At 46.9% G+C, this 19289-nt stretch carries 16 protein-coding genes; 6 read left to right on the top strand and 10 right to left on the bottom strand.

Features of this window, described 5'->3' with window-relative positions; translation table 11 throughout:
• Window positions 1-26: 26 nt before the first annotated feature.
• The 6 genes from hpf to IEN92_RS02640 form a co-directional block, all read right to left on the bottom strand.
• Entirely contained in the window at window positions 27-350 is a 324-nt protein-coding gene (gene hpf / locus IEN92_RS02665) for a ribosome hibernation-promoting factor, HPF/YfiA family (protein ID WP_215374151.1), read from the bottom strand.
• Window positions 351-534: 184 nt separating this feature from the next.
• Entirely contained in the window at window positions 535-1302 is a 768-nt protein-coding gene (lptB, locus tag IEN92_RS02660) for an LPS export ABC transporter ATP-binding protein (RefSeq protein ID WP_215374149.1), read from the bottom strand.
• Window positions 1299-1865, bottom strand: coding sequence for a lipopolysaccharide transport periplasmic protein LptA (gene lptA, locus IEN92_RS02655; RefSeq protein WP_216160375.1), 567 nt, complete (start codon window positions 1863-1865; stop codon window positions 1299-1301). Before lptA ends, lptB begins: the two co-directional genes overlap by 4 nt.
• The gene (lptC, locus tag IEN92_RS02650; protein ID WP_216160372.1) at window positions 1862-2509 is read right to left on the bottom strand and encodes an LPS export ABC transporter periplasmic protein LptC; all 648 of its coding nucleotides are present in this window, start codon (window positions 2507-2509) and stop codon (window positions 1862-1864) included. Before lptC ends, lptA begins: the two co-directional genes overlap by 4 nt.
• Before the next feature lie 3 nt (window positions 2510-2512).
• The gene (locus tag IEN92_RS02645) at window positions 2513-3085 is read right to left on the bottom strand and encodes an HAD family hydrolase (protein WP_216160369.1); all 573 of its coding nucleotides are present in this window, start codon (window positions 3083-3085) and stop codon (window positions 2513-2515) included.
• A 21-nt stretch (window positions 3086-3106) separates the two neighbouring features.
• The gene (locus tag IEN92_RS02640) at window positions 3107-4099 is read right to left on the bottom strand and encodes an SIS domain-containing protein (RefSeq protein WP_216160367.1); all 993 of its coding nucleotides are present in this window, start codon (window positions 4097-4099) and stop codon (window positions 3107-3109) included.
• Between the two features lie 11 nt (window positions 4100-4110).
• On the opposite strand from IEN92_RS02640, the gene IEN92_RS02635 reads away from it, so the two are divergent.
• Entirely contained in the window at window positions 4111-6093 is a 1983-nt protein-coding gene (locus tag IEN92_RS02635; protein ID WP_216160364.1) for a monovalent cation:proton antiporter-2 (CPA2) family protein, read from the top strand.
• A 2-nt stretch (window positions 6094-6095) separates the two neighbouring features.
• Here the strand turns inward: IEN92_RS02635 and uvrA are convergent, their stop codons facing one another.
• Window positions 6096-9017: an excinuclease ABC subunit UvrA gene (uvrA, locus tag IEN92_RS02630; protein ID WP_216160360.1), complete on the bottom strand. Its 2922-nt coding sequence runs from the start codon at window positions 9015-9017 to the stop codon at window positions 6096-6098.
• Between the two features lie 37 nt (window positions 9018-9054).
• Here uvrA and IEN92_RS02625 point away from each other — a divergent pair, with 37 nt between their 5' ends.
• Window positions 9055-10239, top strand: a complete 1185-nt coding sequence (locus IEN92_RS02625) for an MFS transporter (protein ID WP_216160357.1) — start codon at window positions 9055-9057, stop codon at window positions 10237-10239.
• A 79-nt stretch (window positions 10240-10318) separates the two neighbouring features.
• A complete protein-coding gene (gene ssb, locus IEN92_RS02620) occupies window positions 10319-10774 on the top strand; it encodes a single-stranded DNA-binding protein (RefSeq protein WP_215295892.1) in 456 nt (151 codons plus the stop codon).
• Between the two features lie 78 nt (window positions 10775-10852).
• Here the strand turns inward: ssb and queF are convergent, their stop codons facing one another.
• The 3 genes from queF to ilvA are packed head-to-tail and all read right to left on the bottom strand — an operon-like array spanning window position 10853 to window position 14140.
• Window positions 10853-11680 carry an NADPH-dependent 7-cyano-7-deazaguanine reductase QueF gene (gene queF / locus IEN92_RS02615; protein WP_216160354.1) on the bottom strand — a complete coding sequence of 276 codons (828 nt, stop codon included), beginning with the start codon at window positions 11678-11680 and terminating at the stop codon, window positions 10853-10855.
• Window positions 11681-11698: 18 nt separating this feature from the next.
• Window positions 11699-12607, bottom strand: a complete 909-nt coding sequence (locus IEN92_RS02610; RefSeq protein ID WP_215374124.1) for a 5'-nucleotidase — start codon at window positions 12605-12607, stop codon at window positions 11699-11701.
• Window positions 12608-12619: 12 nt separating this feature from the next.
• Window positions 12620-14140, bottom strand: coding sequence for a threonine ammonia-lyase, biosynthetic (gene ilvA, locus IEN92_RS02605; protein ID WP_216160352.1), 1521 nt, complete (start codon window positions 14138-14140; stop codon window positions 12620-12622).
• Between the two features lie 134 nt (window positions 14141-14274).
• Here ilvA and IEN92_RS02600 point away from each other — a divergent pair, with 134 nt between their 5' ends.
• The 3 genes from IEN92_RS02600 to ubiE are packed head-to-tail and all read left to right on the top strand — an operon-like array spanning window position 14275 to window position 19243.
• Window positions 14275-18114, top strand: a complete 3840-nt coding sequence (locus IEN92_RS02600; protein WP_216160348.1) for an FAD/FMN-binding oxidoreductase — start codon at window positions 14275-14277, stop codon at window positions 18112-18114.
• The gene (locus IEN92_RS02595; protein WP_215374115.1) at window positions 18114-18500 is read left to right on the top strand and encodes a gamma-butyrobetaine hydroxylase-like domain-containing protein; all 387 of its coding nucleotides are present in this window, start codon (window positions 18114-18116) and stop codon (window positions 18498-18500) included. The genes IEN92_RS02600 and IEN92_RS02595 overlap by 1 nt, the downstream gene beginning before the upstream one ends.
• Window positions 18500-19243, top strand: a complete 744-nt coding sequence (gene ubiE / locus IEN92_RS02590) for a bifunctional demethylmenaquinone methyltransferase/2-methoxy-6-polyprenyl-1,4-benzoquinol methylase UbiE (protein ID WP_216160344.1) — start codon at window positions 18500-18502, stop codon at window positions 19241-19243. The genes IEN92_RS02595 and ubiE overlap by 1 nt, the downstream gene beginning before the upstream one ends.
• Window positions 19244-19289 lie beyond the last annotated feature (46 nt).

Raw genomic sequence — 19289 nt, 5'->3', positions numbered from 1 at the left:
GATTATAGGTGTCCTGACGACAAGACTTACTCAAATCGCTTTTCGTGATGGTGGTCCTGGATCTTTTCCTTGTGCTTAACCACTTGCCGTTCTAACTTATCGACCACGGCATCCATCGCGTGGTAAAGGTCGGCATTGTGAGCTTCAGCAAACAATTCCTTGCCTTTGAGGTGAATGGTGATCTCGGCGCTCTGACGTAGATCCTTCTCTTTGGCGTTATCGACGACCAGAAAGGCGGAGGCATCAATTACATGGTCAAAGTGCTTGCGAATTTTGGCCATCCCAGCTTCAAGATGTGTGCGCATGGCTGGTGTTACTTCCACATGGCGGCTATTAATCTTTAAATTCATTAGCATCTCCTCGGATATACGCGTGCGCATGCTCATGCATGGGGTGCGCAGCAAGCCCCTGAAATGATTTGAGCAGTATTTTGGGAAAGGAACATCATGAACCTCCAGCGTATCAGCGAATTTGCCGAAATCCAAGAGGGAAAACGATTTTTATTCAATAAAACGGCCAGAAAGACCGTCCAGATTACATCCGGAAGTTTTCGCCCAAATAAACCCTACGGACAGCATCATTTTGGATGATTTGATCGGGCTTACCTTCAGCAAGAACGCTACCCTCGCTAATAATGTAAGCGTGGTCACAAATACCCAAGGTTTCCCGTACGTTATGGTCAGTAATCAGAACGCCAATTTGGCGATCGCGTAGGAAGCGCACAATCCGCTGAATTTCCCCAACAGCAATAGGGTCAACACCGGCAAATGGTTCATCCAACAAGATAAATTTGGGTTGAGATGCCAGTGCTCTTGCGATTTCAACGCGACGACGCTCACCGCCCGATAGTGATAGGGCGGGATTGTTGCGCAGATGACTGATTTGAAGTTCACCCAGAAGCTCATCGAGACGATTGGCAATTTCAGCTTTGGTCAGAGGTTTGCCGCCTTGAACTTGAAGCTCTAGAACAGCCTGAATATTCTCCGCAACATTCAGCTTTCTAAATACTGAAGCTTCCTGTGGAAGATAAGACAGACCCATACGAGCGCGCTCGTGGATTGGTAGGTGGGTGATATCTGCGCCATCCAGAACAATATTGCCGCCGTCCAAAGGGACTAAGCCAACGATCATGTAGAACGAAGTTGTTTTGCCAGCACCATTAGGCCCAAGAAGTCCTACTACTTCTCCGCATTTCACCTCGATAGAGACATCTCGTACAACGGTTCTAGAGCCGTAGCGCTTTTGTAAGTGATGCGCGCTAAGGGTTGCAGTGTGATTGGTCTGAGCTAAATCCGTTGTCATTTCTCTAGTGTGGCTTTTCGTCTTGGTGAAAGGATTGCTCTTGCCAAAGGCAGATCATCCGGCTTTGCGTCCTGAGGAGGGGTAACCCGATAGTACTGCTTTACATCGTCATACTCAATTTTCCAGCCACGTAACTGGTCGAGCATTTGCACATTGAGGAGGCGCTTTAAATTAGCATCACCAGTAAGTGTCAGGATCTCAGTTTTGGCGTTATAAGCAACTTGATTGGCTGTGCCCTGCATGAATTCATCCTCAGGTCCTTCACGTCGCTGGCGAAAGCTAGCAATGGTGTTTTGCGAGCCCTTCACATCAACAAATTCATATCCTTCTGGGTCAACCTGTATGTGACCATCTTCTCCGGTGACAACGATGGTTCCTTTAATGAGCAAGATTTGACCATTTAGGTCATAGACCTGTTGAACATCGTTTACCGATACTTTTTCAGCTTCGAGAATCAAAGGTTTATCTCGATCCGCTTTTTCCGCACAGGTATATCCACTGATACTCAGCCCGAAAAGCAAGGCAATGAAAAATGCACTGGTGGAGCGAGAATGTGCCTTCATTGTTGTGGACTTCCTCGCGGTGCGCGCTCAATACGTCCTTTTACTTGACCCAAGAGCGTCATGCTTTGTTCAACATTATGAAAAATGCCACCTTCGGTGGAGTGCATGATTGACATGCCTTGTTCAAGCGTAATGGGTCTATCTGATTCAATGATGTCATCATTAATCAGTACCTTGAAATAACTGGAAGTTGCCAGCATGCGAAGGGTAGCCGGTTCGGTGGCGGTGGCAGCCTGCGCGGGCCGGAAGATACTGGCATTGTCAATTAAGTCGAGAATGGTGAGATCACCATCAAGGTGACCGGTATCAGATTTGACCGTTACCGGGGCCTTATCGGGCTGGAACAAGCGCATGCGGGGCGTCGCAATATCAATCGAAGCATCATCATCATAGTGCGTGACTTTATTGCCCAAGATTCGATACTTGGTATTGCCAAGTTCATTGAGAGCTGAAAGCGTACCATTGTTGATGGTGTAATCCGGCTCATGAAGTCTGACGCGCTCAAGTGCAGATTTTTCATGTGGTGTATTTTTTTGGACTAGCCAAAAAGTCAGCAGTGTTAGTACACCCATTAACAGCAATGGCATGAGGCGCAACAGTGTGCGACCAATGCTTTGCTTAATATGTTGAGAGCTCAATTGCATTGCTTAACTACTGGCCTTGCTGAGCAATTCCTCATAGCGGTTTTGCGCTTTCAAAATCAGATCGCACACTTCTCGCACAGCGCTATTGCCACCAGTTCGCGAGGTGACAAAATGCGCCACCTCTTTAACGGCATCATGGGCTTGGGCAGGGCAAATTCTGAAACCCGCATTTTTCATCATCGCTAAATCTGGCCAGTCATCACCCATTACCGCACAATCAGCAGCGCTTAATTGCAAGCCTTTGAGTATCTGATCTAGAGCGACTGCTTTATTTGCAACGCCCATGTGAACCTGTTTAATTCCCAGTTCTTCGCAGCGGGCTAAAACCATTTTTGAGTTGCGACCAGTGATGATCGCAGTGGGAATGCCACACTGCTCTAATAATTTAATGCCTAGACCATCTTGAATATCAAATGCTTTTAGCGATTCTTTACCATCTGCACTAATCCATACTTGCCCATTGGTTAAAACACCATCAACATCCAAGACTAGAAGCTTGACAGCGCCCGCGCGCTCCCATGCTTGGGGATACTGTGCAAGAGGATTGGTATTGTGGGTGTTAAACGCGCTGGGCATAAAGTTCAATAGGATGAATGACTAAATCACTTTTGCAGCAAATAAATCATGCAAATTGAGTGCGCCTAGTAGTTGACCATTGCTGTCGGTAACCACAAGATGATTAATGCGGTGTTTTTCCATCATCTCGATGGCTTCTTCGGCAAGTAATTCTGGCGGAATCGTCCGTGGTGCTGGCGTCGTTGCGCTTTTTAGTGTGATGCCATCAAGGTTGGTATTTTTTTCCAATAAACGACGTAAATCACCATCGGTCAAAATGCCAAATACTTTTTTGTTGCTATCTAAGGTGACCACCATGCCCATGCGTTTAGAGGTCATTTCTAGAAGAGCTTCCTGTAAAGATGCATCAATGGAAATCTTTGGTGTGTCATCAAAGCTGCGCATCACTTCACTGACGTGACTGAGTTGCTTGCGACCTAGTCTGCCACCTGGATGTGAGCGAATAAAATCCTCTGCTTCAAAACCTCTGGCATCTAAAAGTGCAACAGCTAAAGCATCGCCCATGGCGAGCGCAGCAGTAGTGCTAGTGGTTGGCGCAAGATTGAGTGGGCACGCTTCTTTTTCAACGCTAGTATCTAAATGCGCATCTGCCAATTTAGCGAGTGAGGAGTTCGGCGCACCAGTCAGTGCAATCAGTTTTGCACCAGTGCGTTTCACGATGGGAACGATAGTTAGCAATTCTTCGGTTTCACCGGAATTGGATAGCGCAACAAAAACGTCGTCCCTAGTCACCATGCCTAAATCACCATGGCTGGCTTCCGCTGGGTGAACAAAAAAAGCGGGTGAACCAGTTGAGGCAAAGGTGGCGGCAATTTTGCGCGCAATGTGGCCCGATTTGCCAATGCCGGAAACGACGATTCTGCCTTTGCAGCCATGTAATAGATCAACAGCGAGCACTAGGGCATCAGCATTGGCCCCTTCAAGGCGATCGCGCATGGTTTGCAGTGCAGCAGCCTCGATTGTGAGGGTGTCGCGCGCAAGCTTTAGGGTACGTTCACGAGTCTTAGCTATCATCGAGTAAGTATATGCCGTCAGTCCTTCAGTTAACTCTCATTCTCTTGGCCTCTGGTGTGGCCGGAGTGCTTATTTTCCGCTATTTTGGCTTACCCCCCATTTTGGGCTATTTGGCCATTGGGGTTCTGATTGGCCCCAATGCTCTGGGTATTGCCAATGATTCAGCTACCGTCAAGTATTTGGCGGAGTTTGGCGTAGTTTTCCTAATGTTTTCCATTGGCCTGGAATTTAACCTCCATAAGTTACGGGCAATGCGCAAGATCGTATTTGGTCTGGGTGGCAGCCAGGTCATTTTGACAATGCTCTTGGCCGTTCCAGCCAGCCTTTTGATGAACTGGATTTACCCCATTTCTTGGCAGGCTGCGATTGCCCTTGGCGGTGCTTTAGCGATGTCTTCCACCGCGATTGTGACGAAGCTGATTTCGGATCGCTCCGAGCTTGAGGCAGAGCATGGGCGAAATGTTGTAGGTATCTTGTTATTCCAAGATTTGGCAGTCGTGTTCTTATTGATCTTGCTGCCTTCCTTAGGAAAAAACCCTAAGGATCTATTTTTTGCTCTGACAACAGCCTCTATCAAGATCACGGTTGCATTGACCTTGATTTTCTTTATTGGTCAGACACTCATGAGTCGCTGGTTCAGATTGGTTGCTAAGTTACGTTCGCAAGAGTTATTCATGCTCAATCTCCTGCTGATTGTTTTGGGTATGGCCGGCCTTACAGAGCACTTTGGCCTATCTCTAGCCTTAGGCGCATTTCTCGCCGGCATGTTGATTTCAGAGACGCCATACCGACATCAAGTTGAAGAGGACGTTAAACCATTTCGCGATGTTTTATTGGGATTATTTTTTATCACTATCGGGATGCTCCTGGATTTCAGAGTGATCCAGGAGCAGTGGCTACTGGTATTAGCGCTCTTGGTGGGCCCACTCTTATTTAAATTCGGCTTAATCACTTTGTTATCCAGAGTGTTTGGATCAAGTCCTGGCATCTCCATTAGAACTGGGCTATGTTTAGCACAAGCTGGTGAGTTTGGATTTGTTTTGCTGACTCAAATTGATGGTTTGGATTTGATTGATCCCACATTGAGTCAGGCGGTTCTTGCTGCAATGCTGCTCTCCATGTTTTGCGCACCATTCTTGGTTGAAAACAGCGATCGCATTGCGATGCGCTTTTCCAGTAATGAGTGGTTATTGCAGTCACTTGCATTAACGCGTGTAGCTGCCAAGAGTGTGCGGAATGAAAATCACGTCGTTATTTGCGGCTTTGGACGTTCTGGGCAGAGTTTGGCAAGGATGCTTGATCAAGAAAAAATTCCTTATATCGCTTTAGACCTAGATCCAGATCGCGTAAAAGAGGCGGCTGCTGCTGGCGATAACGTGGTCTATGGGGATGCGAGTCGTGAGAACTATTTAATGGCTGCTGGACTATCACGGGCTAAGGCCGTAGTGATTACCTATGCCGATAGTGCAGCAAGTATGCGCGTGCTGCGTCAGGTTGAGCATTTGCGTCCCGGGATGACGGTACTTGTTCGTACTAGAGACGACTCTGACATCGCCAAGCTGCAAGCTGCAGGTGCTACAGAAGTTGTTCCAGAATTGATTGAAGGCAGCCTCATGATGGCATCCCATGTCCTACTTATCATGGGCGTACCAATGCGCAAGGTAGTTCGCAGAATTACGACGGCCCGTGAGGAGCGCTATAGCTTATTAAGGGGCTATTTCCGGGGTTCAGCAGATGATGACTTTGGGTCGAATGAGTCTTGGCGTTTACATTCAGTTACTTTGCTTCCGCATTCACAGGCAGTTGGGAAAACTTTAGATCAACTTGATCTCGAAAATGAAGGTATCAGCGTTCAAGCTGTGCGTCGCAAAGAGACAAACTTAGACTATGTGAAATTGCCTCTGAGTCCAGAACTTGAGCTGCGCGCAAATGACATTTTAGTAATCTCAGGAAATTCGGAGGCAATTGACTTGGCTGAAGCTAAATTGCTCTGAGATTAATGGGTTGCTTTTGCCTTCTCGCTCACTTTTTTCTTAACCACAACAGGCTTAGCAGCTTTAGGCTTAAGTAATGGCGCCAAGTAGTGGCCAGTAAAGCTCGCTGGATTTTTGGCAACCTCTTCCGGAGTGCCTGTGGCAATAATTTGACCGCCGCCTGCGCCACCCTTGGGTCCTAAATCAATAATCCAATCCGCAGTCTTAATCACATCCAGGTTGTGCTCAATGATGACGATGGTATTGCCTTGTTTCTTCAGAGTTTGGATTACTGTGAGCAAAAGTTGAATGTCATGGAAATGCAAGCCTGTTGTTGGCTCATCCAAGATGTAAAGCGTTCTGCCAGTATCTCTTTTAGAAAGTTCAAGAGATAACTTCACGCGCTGCGCTTCACCGCCAGATAAGGTAGTGGCGCTTTGTCCAAGCTTTACATAACCGAGGCCAACATCAAGCAGTGTTTTGAGCTTGCGCTTTACAACCGGTACTGCTTCAAAAAATTCATGGGCTTGCTCAATAGTCATTGAGAGCACTTCATGAATATTTTTACCTTTGTACCGAATATCTAAAGTTTCCCGGTTGTAACGCTTGCCATGACAAACGTCACAAGGAACGTATACGTCAGGCAAGAAGTGCATTTCCACCTTCAGAACGCCATCACCTTCACAGGCATCGCAACGACCACCTTTGACGTTAAAGGAGAAGCGCCCAGCTTCATAGCCACGCTCACGTGCCGCTGGGACACCCGCAAATAGTTCACGAATTGGGGTAAACAAGCCGGTATACGTTGCCGGATTAGAACGTGGTGTTCTGCCAATCGGTGATTGGTCAACACTAATCACTTTGTCAAAATGCTCTAAACCTTTCATTGCATCGTGTGCTGCAGGTTCTGCATTAGAGCCATAGAGATGTTGGGCTACAGCATGGTGCAAAGTGTCGTTAATTAGAGTGGATTTGCCTGAGCCTGAAACGCCTGTGACACAAGTCAGCAGTCCTACAGGAATCTGGGCATGCACTGATTGCAAGTTGTTACCACGAGCTCCAATGATTTCAAGGAAGCGATCATTTACCGGAATGCGTTTTTCTGGAACGGCAATGGCTTCGCGACCTGAGAGATAAGCGCCAGTCAGAGAGTTCAGATTGGCCTCGACTTCCTCAGGGGTCCCCTGAGCAACAATCTCGCCACCATGAACGCCGGCGCCAGGGCCAATATCGATTACCCAGTCAGAAGCACGAATCATGTCCTCATCGTGCTCAACCACTAAAACACTATTTCCTAAATCACGCAGATGTTTCAAGGTACCGATGAGGCGATCGTTATCACGTTGATGTAGACCAATCGATGGTTCATCCAATACATACATTACGCCAGTCAAGCCGGAGCCAATCTGGCTGGCTAAGCGAATACGCTGGGCTTCACCACCGGAGAGGGTGTCAGCACTACGCTCCAGAGAAAGGTAGTCTAGGCCAACATCATTTAAGAAACGCAAGCGTGCGCTGATCTCATTCACAATCTTGTCGGCGATTTCACGTTTGGCACCTTTGAGTTCAAGCGCCTCAAAATATTCTTTTGCATCTTTCAGCGGTAAGGCGCTGATCTCATAAATGGCGCGGGATTGTTTCTTTTCGCCTACTTTGACAAAGCGTGCCTCTTTGCGCAAACGACTACCATTGCACTCGGGACAAATTTGAATATTTTGGTAACGGGCTAATTCTTCACGCACTGTGACAGAGTCAGTTTCGCGATAGCGGCGTTCAAAGTTCGCAACGATGCCTTCAAAAGCATGTTCACGAATACTATTTTTGCCACGCTCATTGATGTATTCAAACGGAATCGTGACATCGCCTGATCCCAATAGGATGAGATCTTGTTGTTTCTTGGAGAGGGTTTCAAATGGCTTCTCAACATCGAAGCCACCATGCTTTGCCAGGGTCTGCAATAGCTTGAAGTAGAACTGATTACGTCGGTCCCAGCCTTTAATTGCTCCTGAAGCAAGGGAGAGGTCTGGATGCGCCACGATGCGCTTGGGGTCAAAGAAAGACTGATGACCTAAGCCATCGCATGAGGGGCAAGCACCCATCGGATTATTAAATGAAAAGAGGCGTGGCTCTAACTCTTGGAGAGAGTAGGAGCAAACCGGACAAGCAAACTTGCTCGAGAAAATCATTTCTTTGCCGGTATCCATATCGACGATCATGGCTTTACCGTCAGCGAGACGAAGTGCTGTTTCAAAAGATTCCGCAAGACGTTGCTGAATATCGGGACGCACTTTAATACGATCGACTACGACTTCAATGGAGTGTTTATCGTTTTTCTTCAGGGTTGGAAGTTGATCAACTTCAAAGATTTCTGCTTTGGCAGCATTAGCTGTGCCGCCACCAGAGCGCACCCGAAAGCGCACAAAGCCTTGTGCCTGCAGATCTTGGAAGAGGTCAACAAACTCACCTTTACGCTCACTGACTACTGGAGCCAGAATCATCAACTTTGTATCTTCAGGCATCGACAGTACGGTATCGACCATTTGTGAAACGCTTTGCGCCTCGAGTGGCAGATCATGGTCGGGACAATGTGGAGTGCCTGCACGTGCAAAGAGCAAACGCAAGTAATCGTGGATTTCAGTAACGGTACCCACAGTTGAGCGCGGGTTGTGACTGGTCGCTTTTTGTTCAATGGAGATCGCTGGTGAAAGCCCTTCAATCGTATCAACGTCCGGCTTTTCCATTAACTGCAAGAATTGACGAGCGTATGCAGAAAGCGATTCCACATAACGACGTTGACCTTCGGCATAAAGTGTGTCGAAAGCCAAGGAGCTTTTGCCAGAACCAGATAAACCAGTGAGAACGACAAGTTTCTCTCTAGGGATGTCTAGATTGATGTTTTTGAGGTTGTGGGTGCGGGCACCGCGGATCTTAATTTCGTTATTCATGATTTTTTTGCTTAACTTGTTAATATAGCTCTTTCCCATGAATCCTTCTGAACTCCGCTCCACTCTGGCCTTAGCAGGCATCTTTGGCCTCCGTATGCTGGGCCTATTTCTGCTATTGCCCGTCTTTAGCATCCATGCTCTGGGCTTACCGGGTGGGGAGCATGCCCTCTGGGTCGGTTTGACCCTGGGGATCTTTAATATTGTTCAGGCCTGTTTCTATATCCCCTTAGGGCGCTTATCGGATCGAATTGGGCGCAAACCGGTTGTTTTATGGGGCCTTTCCTTATTTGTAGCGGGAGCATTGATCTGCGCAGCCAAAGATGACCTCCTCTGGATAGCCATTGGGCGTGGGGTGATGGGTGCTGGTGCAGTATCGGCCGCTATTTCGGCCTGGGTAGCTGATTTAACCAGAGAGCAGGTACGAACTCGAGCCATGGCTCTGGTAGGCGGCAGTATCGCCTTGTCTTTTGCCTTATCCCTGGTGATCGCGGCACCAATTTATCGGGCAATTAGCCTCAGTGGAATTTTTATTGTTCTGGCAGTACTGGGTGTGATCGCCATGTTTGTAAGCTACTACGTTTTACCATCGAGTAAGCCGGAAGCAAAAGTTCAACAAGCCTCATTGAAAGAAGTTTTCTTTCGTCCAGAGTTAATGCGTTTGAACTTGGGTGTCTTCGTACTGCACGCTACTCAAGTAGCCATGTTCTTAGTGGTACCACGTTTATTGGTGCAAGCCGGCTTGCCACTTTCTTCACACTGGGAAATTTATCTGCCAGTCGTTTTACTTTCTTTTGTATTCATGGCACCCGCAATTATTTTCGGCGAAAAGAAACAGAAATTAAGAACAGTATTGTTGGTTGCGATTATTTTGTTATTCATTGCTGAAATAGTATTCATGCAGGCTAATTCAGTGATAGCTATTGCAGCAGCTCTACTCATTTATTTTGTAGGCTTTAATTTACTTGAAGCTTTGCAACCCTCTTTGGTGTCACGTTTTGCAAAAGAATCCAAGGGCACTGCACTGGGCGTTTACAACACCACCCAATCGATTGGCTTGTTTATGGGTGCTGCTATTGGGGGTTATTTAATGGATAGCCATGGCGATTTATCGGTCTTTGCAATGGGCGCAGCACTCTTAGTTTGCTGGCTTATAATTGCTTGGTCGATGGGCGAAATGCCAACAAGAGCAGCAGAATCAAAGGACGTATCCACAGAGACGTAACCGTAGCTTCATTGGTTTCATTTAAGTTTGCATCATTTTTTAGTAGTAATAACAGCAGCATTTTTCTTCGGGAGACAACATGGCTTCGGTAAATAAGGTCATCATCGTAGGTAACGTAGGACGCGATCCAGAAACGCGTTATATGCCAAGCGGCGACGCCGTTACCAATATTTCAGTAGCAACATCTGATCGCTACAAAGACAAACAAACTGGCGAAATGAAAGAAACCACAGAATGGCATCGTGTTGCATTCTTTGGCAAACTTGCAGAAATCGCTGGTCAATACCTCAAAAAAGGTTCGCAGGTTTATGTTGAAGGTCGTTTGCGTACCCGCAAGTGGACTGATGCTAGTGGCCAAGAAAAGTATTCCACTGAGATCGTTGCAGAAACAATGCAAATGCTTGGTGGCAAGCCTGTAGGCGGAAGTGGTGATGGTGGCGAAAGCTATGCACGCTCAAAGCCGGCTGAGCAGTCGGCTCCAGCCTCATCAAATGCTGCTTCACTAGGCGCAATGGATGACGATATCCCGTTCTAAGCGGCACTGACTGTAACAATAAAAACCCCTTCTAGGATTTCCTACAAGGGGTTTTTATTTATCTGGATTTAGGCAAAGTTATTGTCTTGCATGCCGAACATTATCCGGCCAGGGTGAATTGTGATCGGTTCTAAAGGGGTTGATATCTAGGCCACCACGCCGTGTATAGCGCGCATACACAGAGAGTTTTTCTGGTTTGCACTGACGCTTTATGTCTGTAAATATGGTTTCAACACAGTGCTCATGAAATTCACCGAGATTTCTAAAGCCAATCAGGTAGCGCAATAAACCTTCTTCAAGAATTGGCCTGCCTTGATAGCGAATTTGCACGCTGGCCCAGTCAGGCTGGCCGGTCACTGGACAATTGGATTTGAGGAGATGTGAAACCAGGCATTGCTCAATAGGACCAAAAGACTCATTCACTCCCAGTAGGCTTGGGTCTGCAGGTAAGTTTGGATCTACTTCAAGATCGAGGCGATCCATCAGGATGCCACCCATCTCTTGCATCCCCTTTTTAGCAATGGACTCCGTTGGGTTGATGCGAGTGGTGATTTTGCTGCTAGCCACCGCAGATAAATCAGCGATCAGTCTCTCTCTCACTTCATGTTCATCTTCAAAACGAGCGCTGTTGAAGCTATTAAGGTAGAGCTTGAAGGATTTAGATTCAATCATGTTGGGTGAGTCTGCTGGAATCTGAAACTCGGCTAATGCAATTTGTGGCTTACCTTTTTTGTTGAGCCAGCTGAGCTCAAAAGCATTCCAAATATCAACGCCGACAAAGGGCAATGCTTGATCTGCTTTGAGGCCAAGCTTTTTTCTATTTTCAACTCTAGGAATTGGAAATAACAAACTCGGATCATATTGATCTGGGTATTGTGTTGATTGTCCAAGCGGTAATGTTGCCATGAATTGCTTCGTCTATTTTTAGCTTTTAGGTCTATTCGATACGCCTGATACAACGTGGCCAGTCGGGGCAACAGAGGCTGCTGATTGACAATGTCCAGTCTGGTCATCAAAGAAAAAGTCTGGCTCAAACTCGCGTAAGAATTCACTCTTGGAAAGGCCACCCAAAAACATGGCTTCATCGACATCAATGCCCCATGCCATTAGCGTACGAATAGCGCGTTCATGTGCTGGTGCAGAGCGTGCAGTTACTAGGGCAGTACGAATGCGCATGCCGTTTTCACTGGTGGAGCGCTGCAGTCTATGGAGGGCCTCTAGTAAGGGTTTAAAAGGACCTGGAGGCAGTGGAATATCAACCTTTTTACTCTCGTGATCGACGAAAGCTTCAAGCCCCTTTTTCTGAAAGACTTGCTCTGCTTCATCTGAAAAGAGCACTGCATCTCCGTCAAACGCAATACGGATTTCATTAGGGTGCGACTCGGCGGTTTTGCTGGACTCGGGATAGACACGTGCAGCAGGGAAGCCCGCATCAATTGTTGCTCTAACATCATCTTCATTTGCAGATAAAAAGAGGTTGGCATGTAATGAGCGCAAGTAGTGATAGGGAGGCCGGCCTCTTGTAAATACGCCACGCTCGAGATGAAGGCCATGATGCTCAGCAGAGCGGAATACCCGTAACCCACTCACAGGATCATTTCGGGAGAGGATAACAACTTCAACCCGTTGCTCACCTTCCTCGTTAAATGCGAGCAGTTTTTTAACCAATGGAAAGGCAACTCCAGTCTGAGCGGCAATACCCAAGCGCTCAAGCTGTAATTTCATATATGCACTATCGTCGGTGGATTCGAAGATGCGATTCTCTTCCTCAAAATCAAACAGGGCGCGCGAGGAGATCGCAACGACAAGTTTTCCAGTGAGTGTGTATGACATGTTTGCTAGATCTTATTTCAGGAATAAACGATAAGCTGGGTTATTACTCTCATCCCAATGGGGGTAGCCCAATTTCGCCAAGAAGGTTTGGAATTTCTTCTGTTCATTTTGGGGAACCTGAATACCGACCAAGATACGACCATAGTCAGCGCCATGATTCCGATAGTGAAATAAGCTGATATTCCAGTTAGGTGCCATGCTGGTTAAGAACTTCATGAGTGCACCCGGACGCTCTGGAAACTCAAAGCGGTAGAGCAACTCATCTTTGGCAAGGGCAGAGTGGCCACCAACCATATGACGTAAATGAGACTTTGCTAACTCATCATGTGTGAGATCGATCGTTGCAAACTTCGCTTTTCGGAAATGTTTAGCAATCGCTTCACTATCACCCGCTTTTTGTGTGCCAATACCTACAAAAATATGTGCTTCACTTTGATCGCCAATGCGATAGTTAAATTCAGTGACATTACGCTTGCCGAGTAATTCACAGAAGCGCTTAAAGGAGCCGCGCTCTTCAGGAATCGTTACTGCAAATACAGCTTCACGAAACTCGCCAACGTCTGCACGCTCTGCCACAAAGCGCAGACGGCTAAAGTTCATATTGGCGCCGCACGCAACTGCCACCAAGGTTTTCTTCTTAATATGTTTTTGTTCTACGTATTTCTTCATGCCGGCAATAGCTAAGGCACCAGCAGGCTCCAGAATACTGCGAGTATCCGTAAAGACATCGTTAATAGCCGCACAGATTTCATCGGTATCAACTGTGACAATTTCGTCTACAACTTTTTTGCAGATACGAAAAGTTTCTTTGCCAACCAATTTGACGGCAGTGCCATCTGAAAATAAACCGACATCCTTCATCTCAATACGTTTGTTTGCTTTGAGTGATTGATTCATCGCATCGGAGTCCGATGCTTGAACGCCAATGACTTTAGTTTTTGGGCTGACTGCTTTGATGTATTCACCGATACCTGAAATCAAGCCACCACCACCAATTGCTACAAAAACTGCATCGATGGGTTTTTCGTATTGAGTAAAAATCTCATGAGCAATCGTGCCTTGACCAGCGATGACGTCAGGATCATCAAAAGGATGAACAAAGGTGAGCCCCCGTTTTTTGCCAAGCACTTCAGAATGTTGAAAAGCGTCACTGTATGACTCGCCATGAAGAATGATCTCTACCCAAGACCCACCTCGAGCCTTAACGGCATCGATTTTGACGCTAGGTGTTGTCACGGGCATCACGATGACTGCCTTGCATTTCATTTTGGCTGCAGCTAGAGCGACTCCCTGCGCATGATTGCCTGCAGAGGCAGCAATAACACCGCGTTTTAAGGCTTCTGGGGGTAAATGGGCCATCTTGTTATAGGCGCCCCGTAGTTTGAAAGAGAAAACCGGCTGGTTATCCTCCCTTTTTAGGAGCACTTGATTGCCTAAACGCTTGGTGAGTTCAGGGGCGAGCTGGAGCTCGGTCTCTCTGGCCACGTCGTAGACGCGAGCCGATAAAATTTTCTTTAAATAGTTCGTTGCCATCCAATGAGCGTACCACGGATGGCTCCTAAGCCCTTAGATTTGCAAGGGTTTATTACTTTGGACAACAACTTTCCCAGTTTCCTGCCACTATCAGGTTCGCTCAATTAAAATGCTTATTTACCAAATATGACGCTATGAATGCTCCATTAGCTTTGAACCAGTTGTTGGATGCTGAGGCGGGTTCTCCCCGTCTTCGTGAAATTCCTTACAACTACACTTCCTTTTCTGACCGAGAAATTGTGATTCGCCTGTTGGGCGAGGAGTCATGGCGCGTTTTGAATGACTTGCGGGGTGTGCGCCGGACTGGCCGTTCTGCTCGTATGTTGTTTGAAATCCTGGGAGATATCTGGGTCGTTCAGCGCAATCCTTTTTTGCAGGATGATTTGCTAGATAGCCCCCATCGTCGGAAACAATTGATTGACGCTTTATGGCATCGCTTGGGCGAAGTTAAAAAACGCAATAACGGTGACTCTGCAGAACAAGTTGAAATTTTATTAAGCGCCGCTTACCGCGCTATTGAAAATTTTGAGAACGGTTTTAAAGAGGTTGAACAAATTCGCAAACGCGCTCGTAAAGAGTTGGGCCGTCACACTGCCAGCGATAACATTTGTTTTGATGGCGTTTCACGTGCTGCGCATGTAACTGATGCAACCGATTGGCGTGTGGAATTCCCGCTAGTCGTTTTGAAGCCTGACTATGAATCTGAAATCCCCGGCCTTGTAAAAGCTTGTGTGGAATTGGGACTCACAATTATTCCTCGTGGAGGCGGCACTGGATATACCGGTGGCGCAATTCCTCTGTATGCAATGTCTGCAGTCATTAATACTGAAAAATTACAAGATATTGGCGGAGTTCAATCGAAACGCCTACTGGGGCTGAACCATGAAGTCTCAACTATTTTTACCGGTGCAGGCGTCGTAACACGTCGTGTTTCTGATGCCGCAGAGCATGCAGGGCTGGTGTTTGCTGTTGACCCAACTTCTGCCGATGCAAGCTGCATTGGCGGCAATATTGCGATGAATGCCGGCGGTAAAAAAGCAGTTCTATGGGGAACTGCATTGGATAACCTTGCCAGCTGGCGCATGGTCGATCCAGAAGGAAATTGGTTGGATGTCGAGCGCCTTGATCACAATATGGGCAAGATCCATGATGTCGCAACTGTGCGTTTCCAACTCACTTGGTCAGATGGTAATAGTGAACCAGGCCAACGTATTCTCAAAACAGAATTACTCGAAGTAGAGGGTAAGCGTTTTCGTAAAGAAGGTTTAGGTAAAGACGTTACAGATAAATTTTTATCTGGCTTACCTGGTGTTCAAAAAGAAGGTTGTGATGGTTTGATTACGAGTGCAACTTGGGTGTTGCATCGTATGCCGAAATATATGCGTACAGTTTGCTTGGAGTTTTTTGGTCAAGCACGTGAAGCCATTCCAAGTATTGTTGAAATCAAAGCCTACCTCGATGGTTTGAGTAAACAAGGCGGCCCAATTCTGGCCGGTCTTGAGCATTTGGATGATCGTTACTTACGAGCAGTTGGCTACTCGACCAAATCTAAGCGAAATAGCTTGCCCAAGATGGTCTTGATTGGCGACATTGCTGGTGATGACGAAGAAGCTGTTGCTGCAGCTACAAGCGAAGTGGTGCGGATGGCGAACTTGCGCGTTGGCGAAGGTTTTGTAGCTGTGAGCGCAGAGGCACGCAAGAAATTTTGGTTAGATCGCGCACGTACAGCGGCTATCGCTCGCCACACCAATGCATTCAAGATCAATGAAGACGTTGTGATTCCTTTGCCGCGTATGGGCGAATACACCGATGGCATTGATCGTATCAATATTGAGCTATCTCTTAAGAATAAATTACAAGTACTTGATGGCCTCGAATCGTTTTTGAAGAAGAGTGCGTTGCCGTTGGGTAAGAGCGATGAAGAGTATGAGATCCCTACTGCTGAAATCTTAGGTGATCGCGTTCAACAGGCCTTGGATTTAATCAGTAAGGTACGTACCCGTTGGGCTGAGTGGCTCAGGCAAATGGATACTTACTTCCCGAAGTTACAGAACTTCAGTCTACGTGCATCCTGGAAAGAGGAAGTGCGCGCCGAATTGCGCATTATTTTTGGTGGCTTGGCGTTTGAGCCAATTCTGGCTGAGCTCGAGGCCATTCATAAAAATATTCTGCGTAAGCGCGTATTCGTAGCCTTACACATGCACGCGGGTGATGGAAACGTTCACACCAATCTTCCCGTGAATTCTGATGACTATGAAATGTTGCAGGATGCACATCGGGCCGTGGACCGTATCATGAAATTGGCCCGCTCATTAGATGGTGTGATCTCTGGCGAGCACGGCATCGGTATTACGAAGCTAGAGTATTTGACCGAAGCTGAGTTAAAAGACTTCCGCAGCTACAAGAACCGGGTTGACCCAGAGGGCCGCTTCAATAAAGGTAAGTTGATGCCCCATGCTGACCTGAGTATGGCGTATACGCCAAGCTTTGGTTTGATGGGCCATGAGTCCATCATCATGCAGCAAAGTGACATCGGTGCGATTGCTGATAGCGTGAAAGATTGCTTACGTTGCGGTAAGTGCAAACCGGTTTGTGCAACCCATGTACCGCGCGCAAACTTGCTTTACAGTCCGCGCGATAAGATCTTGGCAACCTCTCTGTTGATTGAAGCCTTCTTATATGAAGAGCAAACACGTCGCGGTGTTTCTATCCGTCATTGGGAAATGTTTGATGACGTTGCAGCACATTGCACGGTGTGTCATAAGTGTTTAACACCTTGCCCCGTCAAGATTGACTTTGGTGATGTGACGATGAACATGCGTAACTTATTGCGCAAGATGGGGCAACAACGCTTTAATCCTGGAACTGCTGCATCTATGTTCTTCTTGAATGCCACCAGCCCTGAAACAATTCATTTGGCTCGCAAGACCATGATTGGCTGGGGTTATAGCTTGCAGCGGCTTGGTAATGATGTTCTGCGGAAGTTTGCCAAACAGCAAACCGCTCACCCACCTGCAACAGTAGGTAAGCCAAGCGTTAAAGAGCAGGTTATTTTCTTTGTGAATAAGAAGATGCCTGGCAATTTGCCAAAGAAAACTGCGCGTGCCCTCTTGGATATTGAGGATGCAAACTACGTACCGATCATTCGTGATCCAAAAACGACTTCTGCAGATACTGAGGCTGTGTTTTATTTCCCCGGTTGTGGCTCTGAGCGTTTGTTCTCTCAGGTTGGTTTAGCTACGCAAGCGATGTTATGGAACGTAGGAGTGCAAACCGTTCTACCCCCAGGTTATTTATGTTGTGGCTATCCACAGCGGGGTAATGGCGACTTTGATAAAGCGGAAAAGATGATTACGGATAACCGTGTGTTATTCCATCGTGTAGCCAATACTTTAAATTACTTAGATATCAAGACAGTCGTCGTATCTTGTGGCACTTGTTACGACCAATTGGCTGGGTACCAGTTTGACCAGATCTTCCCAGGCTGCCGCATCATTGATATTCATGAATTCTTGGCTGAGAAGGGCGTCAAGCTCTCTGGTGTAACGGGTGTGAAGTATATGTATCACGATCCTTGCCACTCCCCGATGAAACTGCAAGATCCATTGAAAACTGTAAATGAGTTGATTCAGCTTGAGGACGGTAAAGCGATTGCTAAAAATGATCGTTGCTGTGGTGAATCAGGCACGCTCGCAGTGACGCGTCCAGACATTTCGACGCAAGTGCGCTTCCGCAAGCAAATTGAAATGGAAAAAGGCGCTCATGATTTGCGCAAAGGCGATTTCACAGGGGAAGTCAAGGTATTGACTAGTTGCCCATCTTGTTTGCAGGGCTTGACTCGTTTTGATGCTGATAGCGATACGACTGCTGATTATATCGTGGTGGAGATGGCACAAAAATTACTGGGTAAAGACTGGATGCAAGATTATGTTGCCAAAGCAAACCAAGGTGGCATTGAGAGGGTTCTCGTTTAATGATTCCAAGCAATATCGTTGTTCATCAACAATCTAAGGTGCTAGAGCTTTCTTACGAAGGTGGCCCTACATATCGTTTGCCATTTGAGTTGCTCAGAGTGGTTTCACCATCGGCTGAGGTGCAGGGTCATGGTCCAGGTCAAGAGACCTTGCAAACGGGTAAACGTGAGGTATTGATTTCTAGTCTTGAGCCTGTGGGGCATTACGCGTTGAAGCCCACCTTCTCTGATGGGCATGATTCTGGTTTGTATTCTTGGGAATATTTATATTTCTTATGTGAAAACCAAGAACAAGTCTGGCAAGAATATTTAGCCAAATTGGCAGCAGCAGGTCTTGATCGTGATGCGCCGATGACGCAAGCTGGCCATTCTTGTGGGAGTCACTAATGAGTAAAACCCACTTCGGCTATCAAAGCGTCGATGAGGCAGAAAAAGCGAGCAAGGTTGCTGAGGTCTTTCACTCAGTTGCCAGTAAATATGATGTGATGAATGACTTAATGTCATTTGGTTTGCACCGCGTTTGGAAAAAAATTACCATTGCACGCGCCAATGTTAGGCCTGGACAAAAGATTTTGGATATTGCGGGCGGCACTGGCGATCTTGCTGCTGCTTTCGCGAAAGCAGCTGATTGGGGGCACAACCCTGATGCGCAAGTATGGTTGAGTGATATCAATGCTTCTATGTTGGGGGTTGGTCGTGACCGCTTGTTAGACCGAGGCATGGCTCTGCCTTGTGTTCAATTTGATGCCGAAAAAATCCCTTTTCCAGCGAACCATTTTGATGTTGTGACTGTTGCATTTGGTTTGCGTAATATGACCCATAAAGATGTGGCCCTGGGGGAGATGTGTCGCGTCATCAAGCCAGGTGGGCGCGTTCTAGTTTTGGAGTTTTCTAAGCCTGATGACTTCTTGCAGCCCGTGTATGACGCATATTCATTTAAGGTATTGCCATGGTTAGGCGAGAAGATTGCGCAAGACTCAGAAAGTTATCGATACTTGGCGGAATCTATTCGTATGCATCCTGATGCAGAGACTTTGAAAGAAATCATGTTGAGCGTTGGGTTTGATGAAGTAGAAACCCATAGAATGACTGGGGGCATCGTTGCCTTACATATTGGTATTAAATACTGATAGTTGTATAGTTTTTAAGCTCTTAAAAACTCAAGCTGTAAAGAAG

The sequence above is a fragment of the Polynucleobacter sp. MWH-Creno-3A4 genome, assembly GCF_018881885.1.
Classification (GTDB): Bacteria; Pseudomonadota; Gammaproteobacteria; order Burkholderiales; family Burkholderiaceae; genus Polynucleobacter.
The sequence above is the reverse complement of the archived record's forward strand: the minus strand, read 5'-3'. Positions and strand labels throughout refer to the sequence as shown.

Coding starts and splice junctions, on each gene's coding strand:
- hpf (WP_215374151.1), bottom strand. CDS start 350: ATGAATTTAAAGATTAATAGCCGCCATGTGGAAGTAACACCAGCCATG.
- lptB (WP_215374149.1), bottom strand. CDS start 1,302: ATGACAACGGATTTAGCTCAGACCAATCACACTGCAACCCTTAGCGCG.
- lptA (WP_216160375.1), bottom strand. CDS start 1,865: ATGAAGGCACATTCTCGCTCCACCAGTGCATTTTTCATTGCCTTGCTT.
- lptC (WP_216160372.1), bottom strand. CDS start 2,509: ATGCAATTGAGCTCTCAACATATTAAGCAAAGCATTGGTCGCACACTG.
- IEN92_RS02645 (WP_216160369.1), bottom strand. CDS start 3,085: ATGCCCAGCGCGTTTAACACCCACAATACCAATCCTCTTGCACAGTAT.
- IEN92_RS02640 (WP_216160367.1), bottom strand. CDS start 4,099: ATGATAGCTAAGACTCGTGAACGTACCCTAAAGCTTGCGCGCGACACC.
- IEN92_RS02635 (WP_216160364.1), top strand. CDS start 4,111: ATGCCGTCAGTCCTTCAGTTAACTCTCATTCTCTTGGCCTCTGGTGTG.
- uvrA (WP_216160360.1), bottom strand. CDS start 9,017: ATGAATAACGAAATTAAGATCCGCGGTGCCCGCACCCACAACCTCAAA.
- IEN92_RS02625 (WP_216160357.1), top strand. CDS start 9,055: ATGAATCCTTCTGAACTCCGCTCCACTCTGGCCTTAGCAGGCATCTTT.
- ssb (WP_215295892.1), top strand. CDS start 10,319: ATGGCTTCGGTAAATAAGGTCATCATCGTAGGTAACGTAGGACGCGAT.
- queF (WP_216160354.1), bottom strand. CDS start 11,680: ATGGCAACATTACCGCTTGGACAATCAACACAATACCCAGATCAATAT.
- IEN92_RS02610 (WP_215374124.1), bottom strand. CDS start 12,607: ATGTCATACACACTCACTGGAAAACTTGTCGTTGCGATCTCCTCGCGC.
- ilvA (WP_216160352.1), bottom strand. CDS start 14,140: ATGGCAACGAACTATTTAAAGAAAATTTTATCGGCTCGCGTCTACGAC.
- IEN92_RS02600 (WP_216160348.1), top strand. CDS start 14,275: ATGAATGCTCCATTAGCTTTGAACCAGTTGTTGGATGCTGAGGCGGGT.
- IEN92_RS02595 (WP_215374115.1), top strand. CDS start 18,114: ATGATTCCAAGCAATATCGTTGTTCATCAACAATCTAAGGTGCTAGAG.
- ubiE (WP_216160344.1), top strand. CDS start 18,500: ATGAGTAAAACCCACTTCGGCTATCAAAGCGTCGATGAGGCAGAAAAA.